Source organism: Actibacterium naphthalenivorans, assembly GCF_014196965.1.
Classification (GTDB): domain Bacteria; phylum Pseudomonadota; class Alphaproteobacteria; order Rhodobacterales; family Rhodobacteraceae; genus Actibacterium_A; species Actibacterium_A naphthalenivorans.
Window position 1 is genome coordinate 298,296 of record NZ_JACIEQ010000003.1, and the last position, 18,497, is coordinate 316,792.

Annotated in this window: 20 protein-coding genes; 9 read left to right on the forward strand and 11 right to left on the reverse strand. The window is 63.7% G+C overall.

Annotation, left to right across the window (positions count from 1 at the left end; all coding sequences use genetic code 11):
- The first annotated feature begins 3 nt into the window (after positions 1-3).
- Entirely contained in the window at positions 4-594 is a 591-nt protein-coding gene (locus GGR17_RS12745; protein WP_054539895.1) for a carboxymuconolactone decarboxylase family protein, read from the forward strand.
- Between the two features lie 77 nt (positions 595-671).
- Here GGR17_RS12745 and lepA read toward each other — a convergent pair whose 3' ends face one another.
- Positions 672-2,471 carry a translation elongation factor 4 gene (gene lepA, locus GGR17_RS12750; RefSeq protein WP_054539896.1) on the reverse strand — a complete coding sequence of 600 codons (1,800 nt, stop codon included), beginning with the start codon at positions 2,469-2,471 and terminating at the stop codon, positions 672-674.
- A gap of 259 nt (positions 2,472-2,730) precedes the next feature.
- On the opposite strand from lepA, the gene GGR17_RS12755 reads away from it, so the two are divergent.
- Positions 2,731-5,019 (forward strand): FAD-dependent oxidoreductase, encoded by a 2,289-nt coding sequence (locus GGR17_RS12755; protein WP_054539897.1) that lies wholly within the window; start codon positions 2,731-2,733, stop codon positions 5,017-5,019.
- Here GGR17_RS12755 and GGR17_RS12760 read toward each other — a convergent pair.
- Positions 4,983-5,414 carry a hypothetical protein gene (locus tag GGR17_RS12760; protein WP_157445610.1) on the reverse strand — a complete coding sequence of 144 codons (432 nt, stop codon included), beginning with the start codon at positions 5,412-5,414 and terminating at the stop codon, positions 4,983-4,985. The genes GGR17_RS12755 and GGR17_RS12760 overlap by 37 nt on opposite strands.
- A 240-nt stretch (positions 5,415-5,654) precedes the next feature.
- On the opposite strand from GGR17_RS12760, the gene GGR17_RS12765 reads away from it, so the two are divergent.
- Genes GGR17_RS12765 through GGR17_RS12785 form a run of 5 tightly spaced genes read left to right on the forward strand, consistent with a single transcriptional unit; the run spans position 5,655 to position 9,149 of the window.
- Positions 5,655-6,623 carry a thiamine pyrophosphate-dependent dehydrogenase E1 component subunit alpha gene (locus GGR17_RS12765; protein ID WP_037208893.1) on the forward strand — a complete coding sequence of 323 codons (969 nt, stop codon included), beginning with the start codon at positions 5,655-5,657 and terminating at the stop codon, positions 6,621-6,623.
- A 21-nt stretch (positions 6,624-6,644) separates the two neighbouring features.
- Entirely contained in the window at positions 6,645-7,685 is a 1,041-nt protein-coding gene (locus tag GGR17_RS12770) for an alpha-ketoacid dehydrogenase subunit beta (RefSeq protein ID WP_054539899.1), read from the forward strand.
- Positions 7,685-7,996, forward strand: coding sequence for a biotin/lipoyl-containing protein (locus tag GGR17_RS12775; protein WP_082386679.1), 312 nt, complete (start codon positions 7,685-7,687; stop codon positions 7,994-7,996). The genes GGR17_RS12770 and GGR17_RS12775 overlap by 1 nt, the downstream gene beginning before the upstream one ends.
- Before the next feature lie 33 nt (positions 7,997-8,029).
- Positions 8,030-8,335, forward strand: a complete 306-nt coding sequence (locus GGR17_RS12780) for a DUF6506 family protein (protein WP_054539901.1) — start codon at positions 8,030-8,032, stop codon at positions 8,333-8,335.
- A 52-nt stretch (positions 8,336-8,387) separates the two neighbouring features.
- A complete protein-coding gene (locus GGR17_RS12785) occupies positions 8,388-9,149 on the forward strand; it encodes a 2-oxo acid dehydrogenase subunit E2 (RefSeq protein ID WP_054539902.1) in 762 nt (253 codons plus the stop codon).
- A gap of 120 nt (positions 9,150-9,269) precedes the next feature.
- Here GGR17_RS12785 and GGR17_RS12790 read toward each other — a convergent pair whose 3' ends face one another.
- Positions 9,270-9,437 carry a hypothetical protein gene (locus tag GGR17_RS12790; protein WP_157445611.1) on the reverse strand — a complete coding sequence of 56 codons (168 nt, stop codon included), beginning with the start codon at positions 9,435-9,437 and terminating at the stop codon, positions 9,270-9,272.
- 100 nt (positions 9,438-9,537) lie between these two features.
- Between GGR17_RS12790 and GGR17_RS12795 the strand changes: the two genes are divergently transcribed.
- Together GGR17_RS12795 and GGR17_RS12800 are read left to right on the forward strand one after the other, a co-directional pair.
- A complete protein-coding gene (locus tag GGR17_RS12795) occupies positions 9,538-10,179 on the forward strand; it encodes an SRPBCC family protein (RefSeq protein ID WP_054539903.1) in 642 nt (213 codons plus the stop codon).
- A 12-nt stretch (positions 10,180-10,191) separates the two neighbouring features.
- Entirely contained in the window at positions 10,192-11,361 is a 1,170-nt protein-coding gene (locus GGR17_RS12800) for a zinc-dependent alcohol dehydrogenase (protein ID WP_054539904.1), read from the forward strand.
- On the opposite strand, the gene GGR17_RS12805 is transcribed toward GGR17_RS12800, so the two are convergent.
- From GGR17_RS12805 to GGR17_RS12840, 8 genes are all read right to left on the reverse strand, one after another.
- Positions 11,316-11,657 (reverse strand): hypothetical protein, encoded by a 342-nt coding sequence (locus tag GGR17_RS12805; protein ID WP_157445612.1) that lies wholly within the window; start codon positions 11,655-11,657, stop codon positions 11,316-11,318. The two genes, GGR17_RS12800 and GGR17_RS12805, sit on opposite strands and share 46 nt — an antisense overlap.
- Positions 11,658-11,699: 42 nt before the next feature.
- Positions 11,700-13,010 carry a cytochrome c gene (locus GGR17_RS12810; RefSeq protein ID WP_054539905.1) on the reverse strand — a complete coding sequence of 437 codons (1,311 nt, stop codon included), beginning with the start codon at positions 13,008-13,010 and terminating at the stop codon, positions 11,700-11,702.
- Positions 13,011-13,019: 9 nt separating this feature from the next.
- Positions 13,020-14,789 carry a GMC family oxidoreductase gene (locus GGR17_RS12815; RefSeq protein WP_054539906.1) on the reverse strand — a complete coding sequence of 590 codons (1,770 nt, stop codon included), beginning with the start codon at positions 14,787-14,789 and terminating at the stop codon, positions 13,020-13,022.
- Positions 14,790-14,792: 3 nt separating this feature from the next.
- Complete coding sequence (locus GGR17_RS12820; protein ID WP_054539907.1) at positions 14,793-15,485, reverse strand: gluconate 2-dehydrogenase subunit 3 family protein; 693 nt, start codon at positions 15,483-15,485, stop codon at positions 14,793-14,795.
- 283 nt (positions 15,486-15,768) lie between these two features.
- Positions 15,769-16,047, reverse strand: a complete 279-nt coding sequence (locus GGR17_RS12825; RefSeq protein WP_054539908.1) for a bifunctional DNA primase/polymerase — start codon at positions 16,045-16,047, stop codon at positions 15,769-15,771.
- A gap of 87 nt (positions 16,048-16,134) precedes the next feature.
- Positions 16,135-16,647 carry a sigma-70 family RNA polymerase sigma factor gene (locus GGR17_RS12830; protein ID WP_054539909.1) on the reverse strand — a complete coding sequence of 171 codons (513 nt, stop codon included), beginning with the start codon at positions 16,645-16,647 and terminating at the stop codon, positions 16,135-16,137.
- 464 nt (positions 16,648-17,111) lie between these two features.
- Entirely contained in the window at positions 17,112-17,960 is an 849-nt protein-coding gene (locus GGR17_RS12835) for an SDR family oxidoreductase (protein ID WP_255353447.1), read from the reverse strand.
- Positions 17,961-17,988: 28 nt separating this feature from the next.
- Positions 17,989-18,333 (reverse strand): hypothetical protein, encoded by a 345-nt coding sequence (locus tag GGR17_RS12840; protein ID WP_054539911.1) that lies wholly within the window; start codon positions 18,331-18,333, stop codon positions 17,989-17,991.
- Positions 18,334-18,497: the final 164 nt, after the last annotated feature.

An 18,497-nucleotide genomic window follows, 5' to 3' on the forward strand; every position in this document is an offset into this window, starting at 1 on the left:
ACCATGCCCGACATGCCCGTGTTCCCGCCCCTGTCCGACGCCGACTGGCCCGCCCTTGCCGATGGCATGCAGGATGGCTTTGCCGGGCGGCTGAATGTCTATCGCACCATGGCGTACAACCCCGCCCTGCTGAAGGCATGGGCACCGCTGCGCCAGCATGTGGTGCTGGACAACGCCCTTGGCGCGCAGCTCAGCGAGGTCGCGATCCTGCGCACGGGCGTTCGGCTGGGCTCGTCCTACGAATGGGGGCAGCATGTGGTGCGCGCCCGTGCCTGCGGGATGGACGATGCGCGCATCGGCTCGATCCGCGGCCGGGCCGAGGGCATGGCGCCGCAGGATGCCACGATCGCCCGCGCGGTTGACGAGCTGTTCGACCAAAAGCGCCTGTCGCCGGCCATTCAGGCGGCGCTTGTGGATATGGTCGGCACGGCGGGACTGTTCGACGTGATCGCGACAGTGGGGTTCTATTCGACCCTGGGGTACATCCTGAACAGCTGCGACACCCCGCTTGACGAGGATATCGCCGCCGAACTCGACGCGCGACCCCTTGCCGGAGAGCCGGACCCGGCCGATCGCAAGGGGGCGCGCAGCTAGCGCAACTCCGGTTCAGCGGGCCCCGAAGCGGGCGGGGTCGGGATCGCGCAGGTGGCGTGTTGTGAGGGCAAAGGCGCTCAATCGTCCATCTTCAGCGCGTTGATGAACGCCTGCTGCGGGATTTCCACCTTGCCGAACTGGCGCATCTTCTTCTTGCCCGCCTTCTGCTTTTCCAGCAGCTTCTTTTTCCGCGTCGCATCGCCGCCATAGCATTTCGCGGTCACGTCCTTGCGCATCGCCGACAGGGTTTCGCGCGCGATGACCCGGCCGCCGATGGCCGCCTGGATCGGGATCTTGAACATGTGGCGCGGGATCAGCTCTTTCAGCTTCTCGACCATGGCCCGGCCGCGCAGCTCTGCCCGGTCGCGGTGCACCATGGTCGACAGCGCGTCCACAGGCTCGTCATTCACCAGAACCTGCATCTTCACGAGGAAATCCTCGCGGTAGCCGATCATCTGATAGTCGAAACTGGCATAGCCCTTGGTCACCGATTTCAGCCGGTCGTAGAAATCGAACACCACCTCGTTGAGCGGCAGGTCATAGACAACCATCGCACGGGTACCGGCATAAGTCAGATCCATCTGGATGCCGCGCCGATCCTGACACAGCTTCAGCACATCGCCCAGGTATTCGTCGGGCACCAGGATGGTCGCCTTGATGCGCGGCTCCTCGATATGATCGACCAGCGTCATGTCGGGCATGTCGGCGGGGTTGTGCAGCTCGATCATCGTGCCGTCGCGCAGGTAGACGTGATAGATCACGCTGGGCGCCGTGGTGATCAGATCGATGTCATATTCGCGTTCCAGCCGGTCGCGGATCACCTCGAGATGCAGCAGGCCGAGGAAACCGCAGCGAAAGCCAAAGCCGAGCGCGGCCGAGGTTTCCATCTCGTAGCTGAAGGAGGCATCGTTCAGCGCCAGCTTCTCGATCGCATCGCGCAGATCTTCGAACTCGGCGGCATCAACCGGGAACAGGCCGCAGAACACCACCGGCTGCGCCGGTTTAAAGCCCGGCAGAGCGGCGGCGCAGGGCTTTTTCTCATGCGTGATGGTATCGCCCACGCGGGTGTCGCGCACCTGTTTGATCGAAGCGGTCAGAAAGCCGATCTCGCCCGGGCCCAGTTCGGGAATATTCTCCATCTTGGGCCGGAACACGCCGAGGCGATCCACCGGATAGGTGCCGCCCGTGCGCATCATCTTGATCTTGTCGCCCTTCCTGATCACCCCGTCGATCACGCGGATGATCACCACCACCCCCAGATAGGCGTCGTAATAGCTGTCGACCAGCATCGCCTTCAGCGGCGCGTCACGGTCGCCCTTGGGGGCCGGCAGGCGGGTCACGATCGCCTCCAGCACTTCGGGGATGCCGAGACCCGTCTTGGCGCTGATCCGCACGGCATCAGAGGCGTCGATGCCGATCACATCCTCGATCTGTTCGGCCACGCGGTCGCAATCGGCGGCGGGCAGATCGACCTTGTTGAGAACGGGCACGATTTCGTGATCCGCGTCGATCGCCTGATAGACGTTGGCCAGCGTCTGCGCCTCGACCCCCTGAGAGGCATCGACCACCAGCAACGAACCTTCGACCGCCTGCATCGAACGGCTGACCTCATATGCGAAATCCACATGGCCCGGCGTATCGATCAGGTTCAGGATATAGGTCTGGCCGTCCTTCGCGGGATATTCTATCCGCACGGTGTTGGCCTTGATGGTGATGCCGCGTTCCCGCTCGATATCCATGTTGTCGAGAAGCTGCGCCTTCATGTCCCGCGCGGCCACGGTGCCGGTAAGCTGGATCAGCCGGTCGGCCAGCGTGGATTTACCGTGGTCGATATGCGCCACGATGGAAAAGTTGCGGATGTTTTTCAGGTCGGTCATTGCGCCGATATGATGTGGATTTCGAAGGCGGTCAAGCGGGGGTGAGGCCTGAGCACAAGAAGTACCGGGGGCATTGCTGAACCACACCGGACACGCTGCGGCAATCATTTGCTTTTACCTGGGCGCGAAGACGCGGTAGCCTTTGCCTGCAATCCCGGTCGCGGCTCGGGCCGCCGTCATCCTCGGGCGCGTCATCGGAGCAGGCGCGATTGAAACGGAACACAATTGGCACTGATGAGCCGCGCAAGGATCAGCACACATGGCAGGCATTGAAAACCCGGCGCCGGAGGGCACCGAACCGCTGCGGGCGGAGTATCTCATCATTGGCGGCGGGCTGGCCGCGGCATCCGCCGCCGAAACGCTGCGGGCCGAGGGCGCCACCGGATCGGTGATGATGCTTTGCGCCGAAAACCTGCCACCCTACCACCGCCCGTCCCTGTCCAAGGCGCCCACGATGCGCGAAGCGGTGGCGCCCCAGATCCTGGTCCACCCCGAACAGTTCTATCGCGAACATGCGATCGAGCTGCGCCTTGGCACGACCGTGCGCGCGGTCGATCCCGAAAGGCGGATCGTGACGACAAAAGCGGGCGAGGAGATCGGATATCGCCGGCTGCTGATCGCGACGGGCAGCACCCCGCGGCCGCTGAAGGCGCGCGGGGCGGAACTGCGGGGGGTGCATACCTTGCGCACGGTCGCCGATGCCGAAGCGATCCGGCAGACGGCGGCGGGTGCGAAGCATGCCGTCGTGCTCGGCGGCAGCTTTCTGGGCCTGGAGATCGCGATGGCCCTGCGCGAACTGGGCCTCGAGGTCACGATCATCGAGCGCGGCCCGGAGCTGCTGTACCGGCTCGAAGCGCCCGGCCTTTCAAAGCGATTTCAGCAGCATGTGGAAAGCCGCGGCCTGAAGCTGCTCTTTGACACCACCACCGCCGCGCTGCATGGCAGGGATGCCGTGCGCGAGCTGGAGACCGTGACCGGAATACGCATGCCCTGCGAGTTGGTGGTGGTCAGCATCGGCGTGACGCCGACCACCGAATTCCTGGCCGGAAGCGGGATCGCGCTCGAGAATGGCTATATCGTCGCCGACGATCAGCTCCGAACCAACGTGCCGGATATCTTCGCCGCGGGCGATGTCACGGCGTTCTACGATCCCGTCTTCGCCCAGCGCCGCCACATCGAACATTGGGACAATGCCGTCAAACAGGGGCGGCTCGCGGCGCGCAACATGATGGGGCGCCGCCTGCGTTATGACGAGGTTTCCTATTTTTTCTGCGAGATCGGCGATGTCGGGTTCAACGTGCTCGGGGTTACCGAAGGGGCGGATGAATGGATCGGCCGGGGCGATCCCGATCCCGCAGAACGCTCGTTTGCGCTGTTCTACCTCAAGGATGACGTGCCGCGGGCGCTGTTTTCGATCGGACGCCCGGCAGACGAGACGCGAATCGCGGAGGATATGATCCGCTACCGGATCAACCTGCAGGGGGTGAAGGACAGGTTGCCCGATTCCGATTTCGATCTGGAGCACCTTCCGCTTCAGACGGCGCTGATTCTGCAAGGCGGCGGCGCGCTCGGCGCATTCGAATGCGGCGTGGTGAAAGCGCTCGAGGAACAGCAGATCTTTCCCGACATCGTCGCCGGTGTCTCGATCGGGGCGTTCAACGGCGCGATCATCGCCAGCCATCCGCATGGCGCCACCGAAGCGCTGGAAGCCTTCTGGGAGGAACTGGCCGTCGCCGCGCCGCCGTTGCCCGCCGCCTGGGCCAGCCAGACCGCCGTCGCGATGAGGATCCTCGCGCTCGGGGTGCCGAATTTCTTCCGGCCGCGCTGGATGCCCTCGTTCCAGAACATGCTGGACCTGCCGGTGAACTGGAAAAGCTTTTACGACACGGCGCCGATGCGCGCCCTTCTGATGAAATATGTCGATTTCCCGCGCCTCAAGTCCAGCCCGGTGCGGCTGCTGGTCAGCGCGATCAACGTGGCAACCGCAGAGCTGGAGATATTCGACAGCTATGTCGATGATCTGACCCCCGATCACATCCTGGCCAGCGGCAGCCTGCCGCCGGGGTTTCCCTGGACCGTCATCGACGGCAAGGCCTATTGGGACGGCGGCATCATCAGCAACTCGCCGCTTGATCTGGTGAACGAACGCTGCGGGCCGGATGGCAAACGCGTGTTCATCGTCGATCTCTTTTCCAATGAGCGCGAGCTTCCCTCCAACATAATGGAGGTCATGGCCCGGCGCGACGAGATCATCTATTCCGAACGGGTGCGGAGCGATCTGCGCCACCGCGAGACCTCTGCCGCCTATCGCCGGCTGACCGATTTTGTACTTTCCCATCTCGAACCGGCCGAAGCATCGCGGATCAGGCATCTGCCATCCTATATCCAGCTCATGGGGCGCGGCGCGCCGACAAGCATCACCCGTTTCGTGCGCGAGGCACGCTCGGGCGAGCATCCTTCGCGCGACTATGATTTCTCCGATATCGCGATCCGCGCCGAGCAGGAGGAGGGCTACATGGTCGCCAGCAAAGAGCTCACGGAGAACTGAGCGCGGGGCAAACACGCGGACTCGCAAAACCGCGTCCAGAGTGCTGAGGAGGCGACGCGGGCGGCCGCGAGATAATGTCGCGCCGCCTGCGCATATCGTGTCGCACCGTTCCGGAATTGCCTGGGCTTTCTGAAGAACCGCCCGCCAAGCGCAGCGATCAGCCCGAAGATCGCCCGGACGAGATCGTGATGCCACTGGCAAGCCATGGCATTGTTCTTAAAGCTCAATCCGCACGAGAACGACCGATGGCACGATTTGCGCCTCTTTACCCGGCGCCACGTGCCGACAGGAAAAAGCGGCTCTGTCAGCGCGCGCACGAAATCCGTCAGGGCGAAACATGAGCGGCCGTTTTCGGCCGCCGATCCGGCCCCCGCGCCAAGATTGATTTGGATCAACGCCCGGCTCTGCATCCCGTGACAGCCTGTCTTCCAAGGCGAAGGGTGGAGCAAACACATGAACAGCCTCTCGGTGACGGTACAAAAAACGACCCACCGGGACAGGTTTGTTTGCCAGCAAATCGCCAGATGCCGGCGCGGCGCAGGGCGGGTTCATGACCTGCTTTCCGCGCGTCCGCCAAGGCACGTCAGACGCGGGACAGTTCTACGTTCATCCCCGATACCGAGGAGGTATTTCCCATGAAGATCGACAAACAGCGGCTACTCGACGGATATCGCACCATGCGCGTTATCCGGGAGTTCGAAGAGCGGGTGCACAAAGAGTTCATGACCGGGCAAATTCCGGGCTTCGTCCATCTTTACGCGGGTGAAGAAGCCTCGGCGGCGGCCGTGTGCCAGCAGCTGGGCGAATATGACACTGTTGCAAGCACCCATCGCGGGCATGGCCATTCGATCGCCAAGGGCTGCGACGTGATGGGCATGATGAAAGAGATCTATGGCCGCGAGGGCGGGCTTTGCGGTGGCAAGGGCGGCTCGATGCATATCGCCGATCTCGATGTCGGGATGCTTGGCGCGAACGGTATCGTGGGCGGCGGTGCGCCGCTGGTGTGTGGTGCGGCGCTGACGGCCAAGACGCTGAAGACCGGCGGCCTGTCGGTCGCGTTTTTCGGGGATGGCGCGTTCAACCAGGGAACCACGCTGGAATCGATGAACTTCGCGCGGGTCTATGATCTGCCGGTTCTGTTCGTGCTCGAAGACAACGGCTATGCCGAGTCGACGGCAAGTTCGTGGTCGATCGGAGGCCATGATCCGGTGCGCCGCGCCGAAGGCTTCGGCATCAAGGGCGCACGGGTTGACGGGCATGACTACTTCGCCGTCTACCGCGCCGCCGAAGAGGCTGTCGCCGCGATCCGCAACGGCGAGGGCCCGCGCTTCATCCATATCGAGTTCACGCGCTATTACGGCCACTTCGAAGGCGACGCGGCAACCTACAAGAAGCCGGGCGAGGTGCAGGACGAGCGGCGCTATCTTGATGCGCTCAAGTTCTTCCGGGCCCGCACCACGGGCGGTGGAATGCTGAAAGCCGAAGATCTGGATGCCATCGACGCCGAGGTCGATACGCTGATCGACGCAGCCGTCCGCGAAGCGAAAGCGGCGCCGCCCCCGGCGCTGTCGACGCTCACGACCGACGTCTATCTTTCCTATTGACCTCTGAAGAGGAGACTCGAAATGTCTGTTAAATCAATTCGTGAAGCCCTGAACGAGGCCATGCGCGACGAAATGCGCCGTGACCCGACCGTCATCATCATGGGCGAGGATGTCGCGGGCGGCATGGGCGCCGGCGGCGAACAGGATGCCTGGGGCGGTGTCATGGGCGTGACCAAGGGGCTGATGCCGGAATTCGGGCGCGAGCGTGTGCTTGACACCCCGATCAGCGAAAGCGCCTTTATCGGGGCCGCCGCCGGGGCCGCCATGACCGGGCTGCGCCCGATCGCCCAGCTGATGTTCGTCGATTTCTTCGGCGTCTGCGGCGACCAGATCATCAACCAGCTGGCCAAGTTCCGCTATATGTTCGGCGGCAAGGCCAAGACGCCCTGCGTCATCCGCACCCTTTATGGGGCGGGCACGCGCGCGGCCAGCCAGCACAGTCAGTGCGTCTATCCGGTCTTCACCCATTTCCCGGGGCTCAAGGTCGTGATCCCCTCTTCCGCCTATGAGGCAAAGGGCCTGATGACCCAGGCGATCCGGGATGACGATCCGGTGATCTTTTTCGAACACAAGGCGATGTTCGACGAAACCGGTGAGGTGCCGGACGAGCCCTATACGATCCCGTTCGGGGTGGCCAACCTCACACGCGAGGGCAAGGATGTCACCGTGGTGGCGATCGGGCGGATGGTCGGTTTTGCCAATCAGGCGGCCGATGCGCTGGCCAAGGAAGGCATCGAATGCACCGTGATCGACCCGCGGACGACCTCGCCGCTCGATAGCGAAACGATCATCGCATCGGTGCGCAAGACCGGGCGTCTGGTCGTGGTCGACGAAGCCTCGCCCCGCTGCGGCCTGGCTTCGGACATCTCGGCCATCATCGCCGAGGACGCCTTTGACGCGCTGAAGGCGCCGATCAAGCGGGTCACGCCGCCGCATTCGCCGGTGCCGTTCTCGCCCGTGCTTGAGGATGCTTACGTCCCGAGTGTCGCCGACATTCAGGAAAGCGTCCGTTCGGTGATGGGCTCTGGCGCAAGCGCGCGCGTGCTTGAAGGTGCCGACTGATGAGTCCGGCCAGGATAACCGCTGTCGTCATGCCGAAACTCGGCATGACGATGACCGAGGGCAAGGTCGTCGACTGGCATGTCGAGGCCGGAGACGAGGTGATGGAGGGCGATGAGCTTGTCGGGATCGAAACCGAAAAGATCACCAACATCTGCGAATCCCCGGCCGACGGCGTATTCCGTCGGCGGGTCGCCCATGATGGCGATACGCTTGCGGTTGGCGCGCTCATCGGCGTGATCGCGCAGGCTGAAACGCCCGAGGCCGATATCGACGCCTTCGTCGCAAATTTCAAAGCAGAGGAGGAGGCGTGACCGCCCGAACGCGGCCACCCTCTATGTGACATCATGAGCCTGAAAGCAGCATTCATCTTCCTTGCCGGCGGGGCCGATGCGGATACCCACCGGCAGGTCGTGTCCACCCCGACCGTCAATCTTACGGTTGTCGGCGTCGAGAACTACGCCCAGGCCGAGGCCGTTGCCGCCGAACTGGTCGCCGATGGCATCGGCGCGATCGAACTGTGCGGCGGCTTCGGCATTTCGGGGACCGAGAGGATCCGCCAGGCCGTCGGCGGAAAGGCGGCCATCGGCGTGGTCCGCTTCGATATCCACCCGGGCATCGGAAACGTGAGCGGCGACACCCTGTTCGGGTAGGCCGGAAACAACGTTCTGCCAATCGCCTTGCGCAAAGAAAGCGAGCTGAAAAATGACTTCATCCGATCAGGGTTCGACGTCCCGTCTGACCGTTCCGACCTATGACTATTCGCTGTTCGGCAAGGTCGAGGAGCGCCCGCTCGACAACATCCGGCAGATCGTCGGCCGCCGGATGGCCGCGAGTTGGCAGAACGTGCCCCATGTCACCCATCACGATGAGGCCGACATCACCGCCCTGGAAGCGGCGCGGCATGACTTTAACGCCTCCAACCCCGACGGCCCGAAACTTTCGGCGCTGTCGTTCATCGTCATGGCCTGTCTGGCGGGGCTGAAGGAATTTCCCGATTTCAACGCGTCGCTGGGCGACACGGGAAAGACGCTATTCCTGAAGGAATACTACAACATCGGCATCGCCGTGGACACGCCCGCCGGGCTGATCGTTCCGGTGCTGAAAGACGCCGACAGCCTGAGCGTTTCGGAATTGGCCGCGGCGGTCGCTGCCCTGGCCGAAAAGGCGCGCAGCGGCAAGCTTGGGTATGCCGATACCGAGGGCGGAACCTTCACCGTCACCAGCCTGGGGAAGATCGGCGGAACGGCGTTCACGCCGATCATCAACGCCCCCGAGGTTGCCATCATGGGCGTCTCACGGGCGCAGCGCAAACCCGTCGAACACGAAGGGGAGATCGCGCTGCGGACAATGGTGCCGCTGTCGCTGTCCTATGATCACCGGGTGATCGACGGGGCCAAAGCCGCCCGGTTCATTGGCTTTGTCCGCGACCGTCTTGCCGACGCCAGCGGGTGGACCTTGAGCTGAACAGGCAAAGGCCCGGCGCCAGCCGCCGACGCCCGCCATCGCATTCCCTCAAGATCGGGTCGGCGCGCCCACGAGACTGTAATCCAGACAGGTGAGTGTCTGGGCCGAGGGCCGAGCCGTTCATGATGGTCCGAAGCCCCAGTGCACCAGCGTCAGAAGGTCCTGAACGACCCCATCGATGAGTTCCCGGCGCATGGGATTTTCTTCGGCCGGGCCGAAAATCGGGTTCAGCCCGACGCATGTATGAGACGCCGCCAAGCTTTCTCGCTCTTCGGAAACGATGCTCACGGAACGGTTTGCCCGTCTTCCGACCCGCCTCTGCACGCGTGAAAATCTGGGAACAATCCCTCCCTGCGCCGGTTCCCGTAGTCCGCAAAGGAGATTTCAGATGCCGCCAAAAAACACACCTCCGCACTCGGCCGTTCGCGCCGTCGCTGTATCGGTCTGCGTCGGCTTGCTGGCCGCCGGTGCCGCCTCGCTCTGGCTGTCATCCGGCAGGAACCGGCAAGACCGCCGGGCGGATGACGCCCCCGGCCGCACCGGCCGCCTGCCCCGGTACGGCGACTATGCCGTGGTGGGGAAGACCGTGACCATAAACAGCCCGCGCCACGAACTTTATGCGTTCTGGCGCGAATTCAAGAACCTGCCCCGGTTCATGGAAAACGTGGAGGCGGTCGAGGCCAGCGGCGACACGCTTGTGTGGACCATAAGGGGGCCGGCCGGCAGCAGCTACACGTTGCGCACCCGGATCATCAGCGATCGCAAGAACGAGCAGATCGCCTGGCGCTCGATCGATGGGTCGGACATCGATACCGAGGGCAAGGTGATGTTCCGCGACGCTCCGGGCGGGCGCGGTACGGAGGTGGAGGCGATCATCGCCTATGTTCCCCCCGGCGGCGCAGCGGGCCGGGCGATCGCCAGGCTGTTCCGGCGCGAACCTGCGGTGCAGGGCCGCCACGAACTCAAACGTTTCAAGATGCTGATGGAAACGGGCGAGGTTGCGACCGCCAACAACCGCAAGCTGGCCTGAAGGGAGGATACAATGCGCGCACTGACTTATCACGGAACACATGACGTCCGGGTCGAGACGGTACCCGACCCCGAAATCATCAATCCCCGCGACGCGGTGATCGAAGTGACCGCCACCGCGATCTGCGGATCGGACCTGCATCTTTATGACGGGGTGATCCCCGGCATGATGCCCGGCGACATCCTTGGCCATGAATTCATGGGCCGGGTCGTCGAGACCGGGCCCGCCAGTACGCTGAAGAAGGGCCAGCGGGTCGTGGTGCCTTTCACCATTTCCTGCGGCAAGTGCTTTCACTGCATGAAGCAGCAATATTCGGCCTGCGACAATTCCAACCCGGTGGAGACGCAAGATCTGACCGAGCCGCTCTACGGCCACGCGCTTTCGGGGCTTTTCGGGTATTCTCATCTCACCGGCGGCTATCCCGGCGGACAGGCCCAGTATGTCCGTGTGCCCTATTCCGACGTGGGGCCGATCGTCATCCCAGACGGGCTGGAGGACGAACAGGTTCTGTTTCTGTCCGACATCCTGCCCACCGGGTGGATGGCGGCCGAGAATTGCGACATCGAAGAGGGCGACACCGTTGCCGTCTGGGGTTGCGGTCCGGTAGGCCTTTTCGCGGTTCAGAGCGCGCTGATCATGGGCGCGCATCAGGTCATCGCCATTGACCATTACCCGCATCGGCTGGAACTGGCGCGAAAATTCGGCGCCAAGGTGATCGACTACCGCCAGACGCATGTTCTGGAGGCGTTGATGGAAATGACGGGCGGATTTGGCCCCGATGCAGTGATTGATGCCGTGGGTATGGAAAGCCATGGCCTCACACCCGACAACGTGCTGGACAGGGCGAAGCAGACGGTCGGTATCGGCGCGGACCGTGGCCATGCCCTGCGCCAGGCGATCCTGGCCTGCCGAAAGGGCGGGCGCATTTCGATGCCCGGCGTCTACGGCGGCTTTCTCGACAAGTTTCCGCTTGGCGCCTTCATGGAGAAGGGGCTGCAGTGGCGCACCGGGCAGACCCATGTCCAGAAGTATTCGAAAGATCTGCTGCGACGGATCGGAGAAGGCGAGGTTGATACCACGTTCCTGATCTCGCACCGCCTGTCGCTGGAAGAGGCGCCGGAGGGCTATCGCAACTTTCACGGCAACCAGAACGAATGGACCAAGGTGGTCATGACGCCATGACCATCCCCGAACAGAAGAGATGAGATGACTGGGCGAAACGCCTTGCCGTGATAACGGGCGCGCCCACCGGTGCCGGCCACGAACTGGCCGGCATCTGCGTTTAAGGCGGACATGATGTGGTGCTTTGCGCAAACGAGGCCGAACTGGAGCAAACCGCCGTTTCCCTGCGGGGTTACGGCGGGCAGGTCGAACCGGACAACGGATAGCGCACGATCAGCCTGCGATTGCCCGGCCTTTCGCGCGGCAGCCGGTTCGCATTGCCTTTGTTGACCATTTTGCACCGGCAGAGCGGTCACCGCGGACCCCAATTGCGCGGGGCCCGCGGGCCGCGCGGATTCTCAGTCCCGCTTTGCTTCCGCGTCTCCTCGCAGTTCGGCCACCTGGGCAGGCGTAACCGGCTGCGCCCCATTGTTCCAGGCGCTGCGGACGAAACTCGCCAGCTCGGCCACCTCCTCGTCCGACAGCCGGTCACCGAAACCCGGCATGCGCAGGGAAGAGGGCCGTTCGGCCGTCGAGGGCAATTCCGAGCCGGTCAGGATCATCGATATCAGCCCGGTCGGGCTTTGCGCCGTGACCAGCGAACTGCCGTCGAGTTCGGGGAACACCTCGTCCGCGCCGCGCCCGTCGGCGAAATGGCAGGCGTTGCAATTGTCGAGGTAGAGACGTGGCCCGAGCGGCATGTCGGGATCTGCCGAAACAAGCAGGGCTTCGGTTTCCGTCTCCTCGGCCCTGTCGGGGGCTGTGCTGCCATCGTTCAGGTTGACGAGATAGGCGGCGAGCGCCTGCAGATCCTCATCGTTCATGAACTGGGTGGAATCGCGCACGACGAGCTGCATTTCGCCATTGATCGCGGCATGCGCGTTTCGGCCGGTGGCGAGGATGGCCGCCATGTCCTGCGCGCTCCAGCCGCGGATCGCACTGTCGGGCCCCCGCAGGGGCGGGGCTGTCCAGCCGTCGATTTCACCGCCCGACAGGAACGCCTCGTCAGGGGTTTCCAGCGCAGCCTCGGCCATCAGGTTATTGCGAGGCGTATGACACGCGCCACAATGGCCCGGCCCTTCGACCAGGTATTCGCCGCGCGCAAGGACCGGATCATCGGTGTCGGCGACGAACCCGGGATCACCCAGCGCCACCCATTTCCACGCCCGCAAGCCCCACCTCTGATCAAAGGGGAACGACAGGTCCGACTGCAGTGTACGGTTCTCGACCGGCTCCAGCTCTTCCATGAAGTAGTGATAAAGCGCGCGTATGTCCTCTTCGGTCAGCTTGCGATAGTTTTCATAGGGCATGGCGGGATAGAGATGGGTGCCATCAGGCCGCACCCCATCATAGAGCGCGGCGCGAAAATCATCGAGGCTCCAGCCGCCGATACCGGTGGCCTCGTCCGGTGTGATGTTGGACGAATAGATGGTCCCGAGGGGACTTTCGATCGGGCGATTGCCGGCGAACAGCTCTCCATCCGGGGCGGTGTGGCAGGCGGCGCAATCGGCGAGGCGCATGGCATACTCGCCCTGCCCCTCCTCCGGCCGCCAGTCGTCGGCCAGGGCTGTCTGCGGTTCGGTGCGCTGGACCGGGACGGTGATGAAGGCCAGGAAGCCCAGGCCCGTGATCAGCAGCGCGGCGAACAGGATATGTATGAAATTCCGCATGTCGTCACCTCATACCAGCGGCCTGGGGTTCGGCAGGTAATCCTTGCGGATCGCCTCTGCGGCCCAATAGGCCAGTGCGCCGACCGCGCCGGTGGGGTTGTACTGGATGTTCTGGGGGAAGGCGCCCGCCCCCATGACGAAGACGTTGTGCTGCCCCCACGCCTGCAGATAGCGGTTGAGCGCCGATGCGTTCGGATCGGTTCCCATGATCGCCCCGCCGACGTTGTGGGTCGTCTGATAGGGGCGGATATCGTAACGCGCGCCGTCACCCTTGTAGCTCGATTTCCAGCTATCGGGGTTCATCGACTGCGCGATGGGTTCGATCTTGCTGCGCATGAACTGCGTCATGCGGATGTCGTTCGGTTTCCAGTTGAAGGTCATCCGCATCAAGGGGCGACCGTGCCGATCCTTGTAGGTGGGATCGAGATCCAGAAAGCAGTCGCGATAGGCAAGGTTCGACCCGTGCGACCCGATGGACATGGAATGCCCGTACCAGTCGCCGATGCCCTTCTTCCACTCCGCACCCCAGGACGGCACCCCGGACGGAAGTGCGATGCCCCGGATCGGCTGGCCGTTTGACTGCCCGGCGGTGATATAGCTGCCACCGATGAACCCTTCGGCCGCAAAGTCGATCTGGTTGATCGCGAAATCGTCGATCGAGATGCCCGACGATCCGGCGGCGGCAAACGGGTTGAATTCGACATCCTTGAAGAACAGCGTCGTGCCACCATTCATCTGGTAGGCATAGTTCTTGCCCGTCACACCTTCGCCGGTCTGCGGATTGTAGGGTTCGCCGATCCCCGACAGCAGCATCAGGTGGACGTTGTGCAGCGAATAGGCGGCGAGGATCACCAGGTCCGCGGGCTGGGTCACTTCCTCCTGCGCCTCCTCGTCCCAATAGGTGACTCCGGTGGCGGTTTTCCTGTCGTTCGCCAGATCGACGCGCAACACCTCGGAGTTCACCCGATAGGCGAAGTTGGGGTAGCGTTTCAGAGCATCGAGAATGCAGGTCTGGGGCGAGGCTTTGGAATAGTTGATACAGCCGTAGCGTTCGCAGAAACCGCAGAAATTGCAGGGTCCGAGTTGCATCCCGTATTCGTTGGTATAGGCGGCCGAGGCATTGGCGGCGGGGCGCGGAAACGGGTGATAGCCCATGGCCTTCGCGGCCTGTTCGAACATCAGCGCATCGGTGGTCTGGGGCAGCGGCGGCAGGGGGTAATCCCGGCTGCGCGGCGCTTCGAACGGGTTGCCGCCTTCCAGTATCTCTCCCTTGATATTGCCCGCCTGCCCGGAAATTCCGGCCATGTATTCGAAGCGGTCATAAAAGGGTTCGAGTTCTTCGGCGGTGACGCCCCAATCCTGGATGGTCATGTCCTCGGGGATGATCTCGGCGCCGAAGGTCTCTTCGACATAGGACCGGAGCCGGTATTCGTTCTCCATCGGGCGCCAGGTCTGGCCGTTCCAGTGGATCCCCGCGCCGCCGACACCGTCACCCGGCAGGAACGATCCGAGACGCCGCATCGGCTGCGCCTCTTCGTCCAGCGTCCGGCGCAGGGTGATGGTGGAGTTGCGCGGCTTTTGCATGAAACCGAAGCGGATGCCGTATTTCAGTTCGTCGATCACCTGCGGATACCTGAAATCCGGGACGGTGCTGCGGTCCTCCCCCCGTTCCAGGGCAAGAATGTCCAGCCCTTCCTGCGCCAGTTCGATCCCGAGGATCGACCCGGTCCAGCCCAGTCCCACGATGACGACGTCTCTTTTCGGATCTGTGCGTGCCATGTCTCAGGCCCTCTCGCCGGCGATGTCGACGGGGCCGAGGGGATAGGCCTCGTTCCGGCCGATCCACTCCAGGTAATTGGCCCGCGCCCCTGGAAACCCGATATAGATCCAGGACTGCATCCCGTGGTTGCCGCCATATCTGGGATCGGCGAAATAGCCTTCCTTGGTGTTCTGGACCAGCAGCGCCCAGAATTCGCGCAGCTCGTCGCCCAGGTTCAGGTCACCCGAGGAAAGCGCGCGCAGGACCGTGTCCTGATCCTCGGGCTCCAGCTCGGCGAGGGGGCTGCCAAGGTTGTCGGTGCACCATTGATCGACCGCCGCGATACCGTCGCGGTAGATCCGGGCCGGCGTCAGGGGGGTCTGGGTGCCCAGATAGGCGTCGGAGCCGGGGTTGAACGGCCCCTCCATATAGAGATCGGCGGCGGCGCCGAAATCGCCTGCCAACTGGCGATCGATGAACACCGGCACCCGCGCCTCGATCGCGCCGGGCCCGTCGCCGTCAGACGGGATGATCCGGGCGCAGGCCGCCATGACGAAGGCCCATTCGCCGGCGGTCAGGTAGTCGGGCTGGTAGCGGTCGAGCGGAACCACCTCCACCTGCGCGCGCGCCGGAACAGCCAGCGTCGTCAATGCCGCAGCGGCGGCCGTGCCGCCAAGAAAGCCGCGGCGGGATGATTGAAGGAATTTAGGTGTCATTGGGGAACGCTCCTGTTGAGATTTTCCTGGGACGTGGGTGCGACAGGCGCACCGTCGGAAGATGCTCTCGGCGGAGGGCCGCGTTCGCCGGGGCGAAAATCGGGCTGGGCATATGGCCGCGCGCAGGGTCGGATGGGGCAGATCTCCCGTTGGATGTGAAGCCCGGGAATTCGGGCTTGTACGGGTACAACAAGCGTGTCGGGCGAATGTTTCCGATCAATCTGTTTTCTGAATTCACGCGCGCCCTTCGCGGGCGCGTGCAAGGGCCGTTTCACGGCAGCGCCTAGCCGGTATCGGCCGTGTCCCGGTTTACGAGTTTGTTGAACCGGCTGGTGGCGCCATCTTCGGTCTTGTCCTGATGCAGGAACGCAAGGCGGCGATCGTCGAAGACTTCGAAAAACTCATCCCACGGGATGGCTTCGAGGTCGTCTTCCGGCGGATCGAAATCGATGCGCAGCACGCCGCTGCCGCCGGTGCCGCGAACGCGGGCCGGATGGCCGCCGCGTGCTTCGGCCCAGTCGCGGATCGCCTGATGATCGGTGGTGGCTGTTGCTTCGCTCATCGTAATCTCCTTGTGCAGGTTTCCAAGGCGGTCATCCCCGGAACCGGCAGCGCGCGGCATTGTTCCAAGATGACCCGATCACAGGGTTCAGCCGTCTTCGAGCGTGGTTTCCCCCATTTGCTCCAGCACCAGCGCGCGTGCCCGGTTGACCCGGCTTTTGACGGTGCCCACGGCGACACCGCAAATCTCGGCGGCGGACTGATAGCTTTCGCCGAGCATCACGACCAGAATCAGCATTTCGCGGTAGTGCGCGGGCAGCAGCGTTATGGCGGCCATCATCTCATTCCCGCGGATGTACCATTCCTGCGTTCCCGGAACCGTGGGTATGCTCGACACACATTCCGCTGCGCCGGTTCTTTCGCGAGACGATTTCGCGATCTGATTCAGAAAAGTATTGCGCATGATGGTCATCAACCAGGCGCGCAGGTTGGTGCCCTCGCGGAAGCGGTGCGTATTCGCGATTGCCTTGGTCAATGTGTCCTGGACCAGATCGTCAACGTCTTCCCAGCGGCGGGTCAGCGACCATGCGTAAGATCGAAGCGCGGGGATATAGTCGACGACTGCGCCAGAAACCGTGTCCTCACTGGTGATTCTAGACATTGGCCATCTCCCTACCTATCGAGTCCGGAACGTGACATCGCACCGATGGTTCCGTTCCTTTTCGGCATGGGCGGCACATCGCCGACCGGGCACACCCGCGGACGGCAGAGCGGAGAGGCCCGCGAAGGCGCTACGCCCCGGCATTATTCTTCGGCAGATCGAGATCGCGGAAATGAATGCCGGCAAGCACCCCGGGCCTCACTCGCCGGCGCGGGGCGCCGGCGACGGGGTCACACAGACGGTCAGGACGCGGAGGCTGACCGCGCAATCGTCGGGCGCTTGGCGCGCGCCAGAACGCTGACAGTTGCGGGGGGCATCGCCTTGGCTGCGGTCGGGATGGATGCGGCGGTTCGCCCTGTCCTGGTCGTGGCATCTGCCGACGGTGGCCTGTTTCACATTTTCGGTGCGGACGGTCTGAACAAGACCGCCCTCGATATTTTCCAGAGCGATACACCGGCCCTGTTTCAGTCCGCCACGGCCTCGCCCCCGTCCGGGTGCAGGACATGCCCGGTCATGTAGGAACTGTCGTCACAAGCCAGGAACAGCAGCGACGGGGCAACCTCGTTGGGCTGCCCGGGCCGGCCGAGCGTGCTGTTCTTGCCGAAACTTTCCACCTTCTCGGGCGGGAAGGACGCGGGGATCAGCGGGGTCCAGATCGGGCCCGGCGCCACACCGTTTACCCGGATGCCCCGATCCGCCAGCTTGTGGGCGAGCGCGCGGATGAACGACAGGATGGCGCCCTTGGTCGCGGAATAGTCGATCAGCAGATCCTGCCCCCGATATGCCGTGACCGAGGTGAGGCCGATAATGCAGGCCCCTCGCGGCAAATGCGGCAGCGCGGCCTGCACCATGAACATCTGCCCGAAGATATTGGTGCGGAAGGTCTGTTCGATCTGGGTTTCGGAGACATCTTCGAAGGCCTCCTGGGCATGCTGCTCCGCCGCGTTGTTGACGAGTATGTCCAGCCTGCCGAACCGGTCGATCGTCTGGCGCACCGCGTCATGGCAGAAAGACCGGTCGCCGACATCCCCCTGGATCGAGAGCGCTCCGCCGCCCTCCTCCGAGATGGCTCCGACCGTTTCTGCGGCATCCGCGACTTCCGTCTTGAAGACGAAGGCCACCTTGGCGCCCTCGCGCGCAAACAGAACGGCCGTGGCGCGGCCGATCCCGGAATCCCCGCCGGTAATCAGCGCGACCTTCCCCTCGAGACGCCCGGAGCCGGGGTAACGCGGCGCGTATTCGGGCCGGGGCGACATTTCGGCCTCGAGGCCCGGTTGTTGATCCTGTACGCGGTCAGTCGAATATTGTGTCACGTTCTTTCCTTCCTTTGCAGGGGGTGCGTCACCCGAACCAGAGCGCCAGCGCGACGCCGGCCAGGCCTACGGCCACAACCATCGCGATGATGGTTGTGCGACCGGATGCCCTGTTCTGGCGTTCGGGGATCGTCGGTTTTCCAGAGCGTGGCGCCCCCCTCGACGCTTCATGCGCTTCGGCCATGTCCACCTGCGCCATGGTCGGCGCGGTACCGGCGGCTTCGTCGTCGGTACCCAGCGGCGCGGCGGCGGGGTCGGTGAACGCAACCTTGTCGCCGGTGCCGCCCCGGTCGATGCGATCACGCAGGCGATCCGCCGCAGCAGCTCCGGACGCTCTTTGCCGGTCGGTCTTTCGTTTTTCATGTTCCGCCATGTCGGGGCTCCTTCTTTCAGGCCGTCAACATGGCCGGGGCCGCAATGTTCCGGGCATGGCCCCTTTTGCGCGTTTTTTTGCGCGCGAAACCGGATCGGCCCCGCTTCGGGAACATCGAGGCGGACCGGCTGTTTGTGCAGTGCTACCCCGGCGGCCAAGTCCGG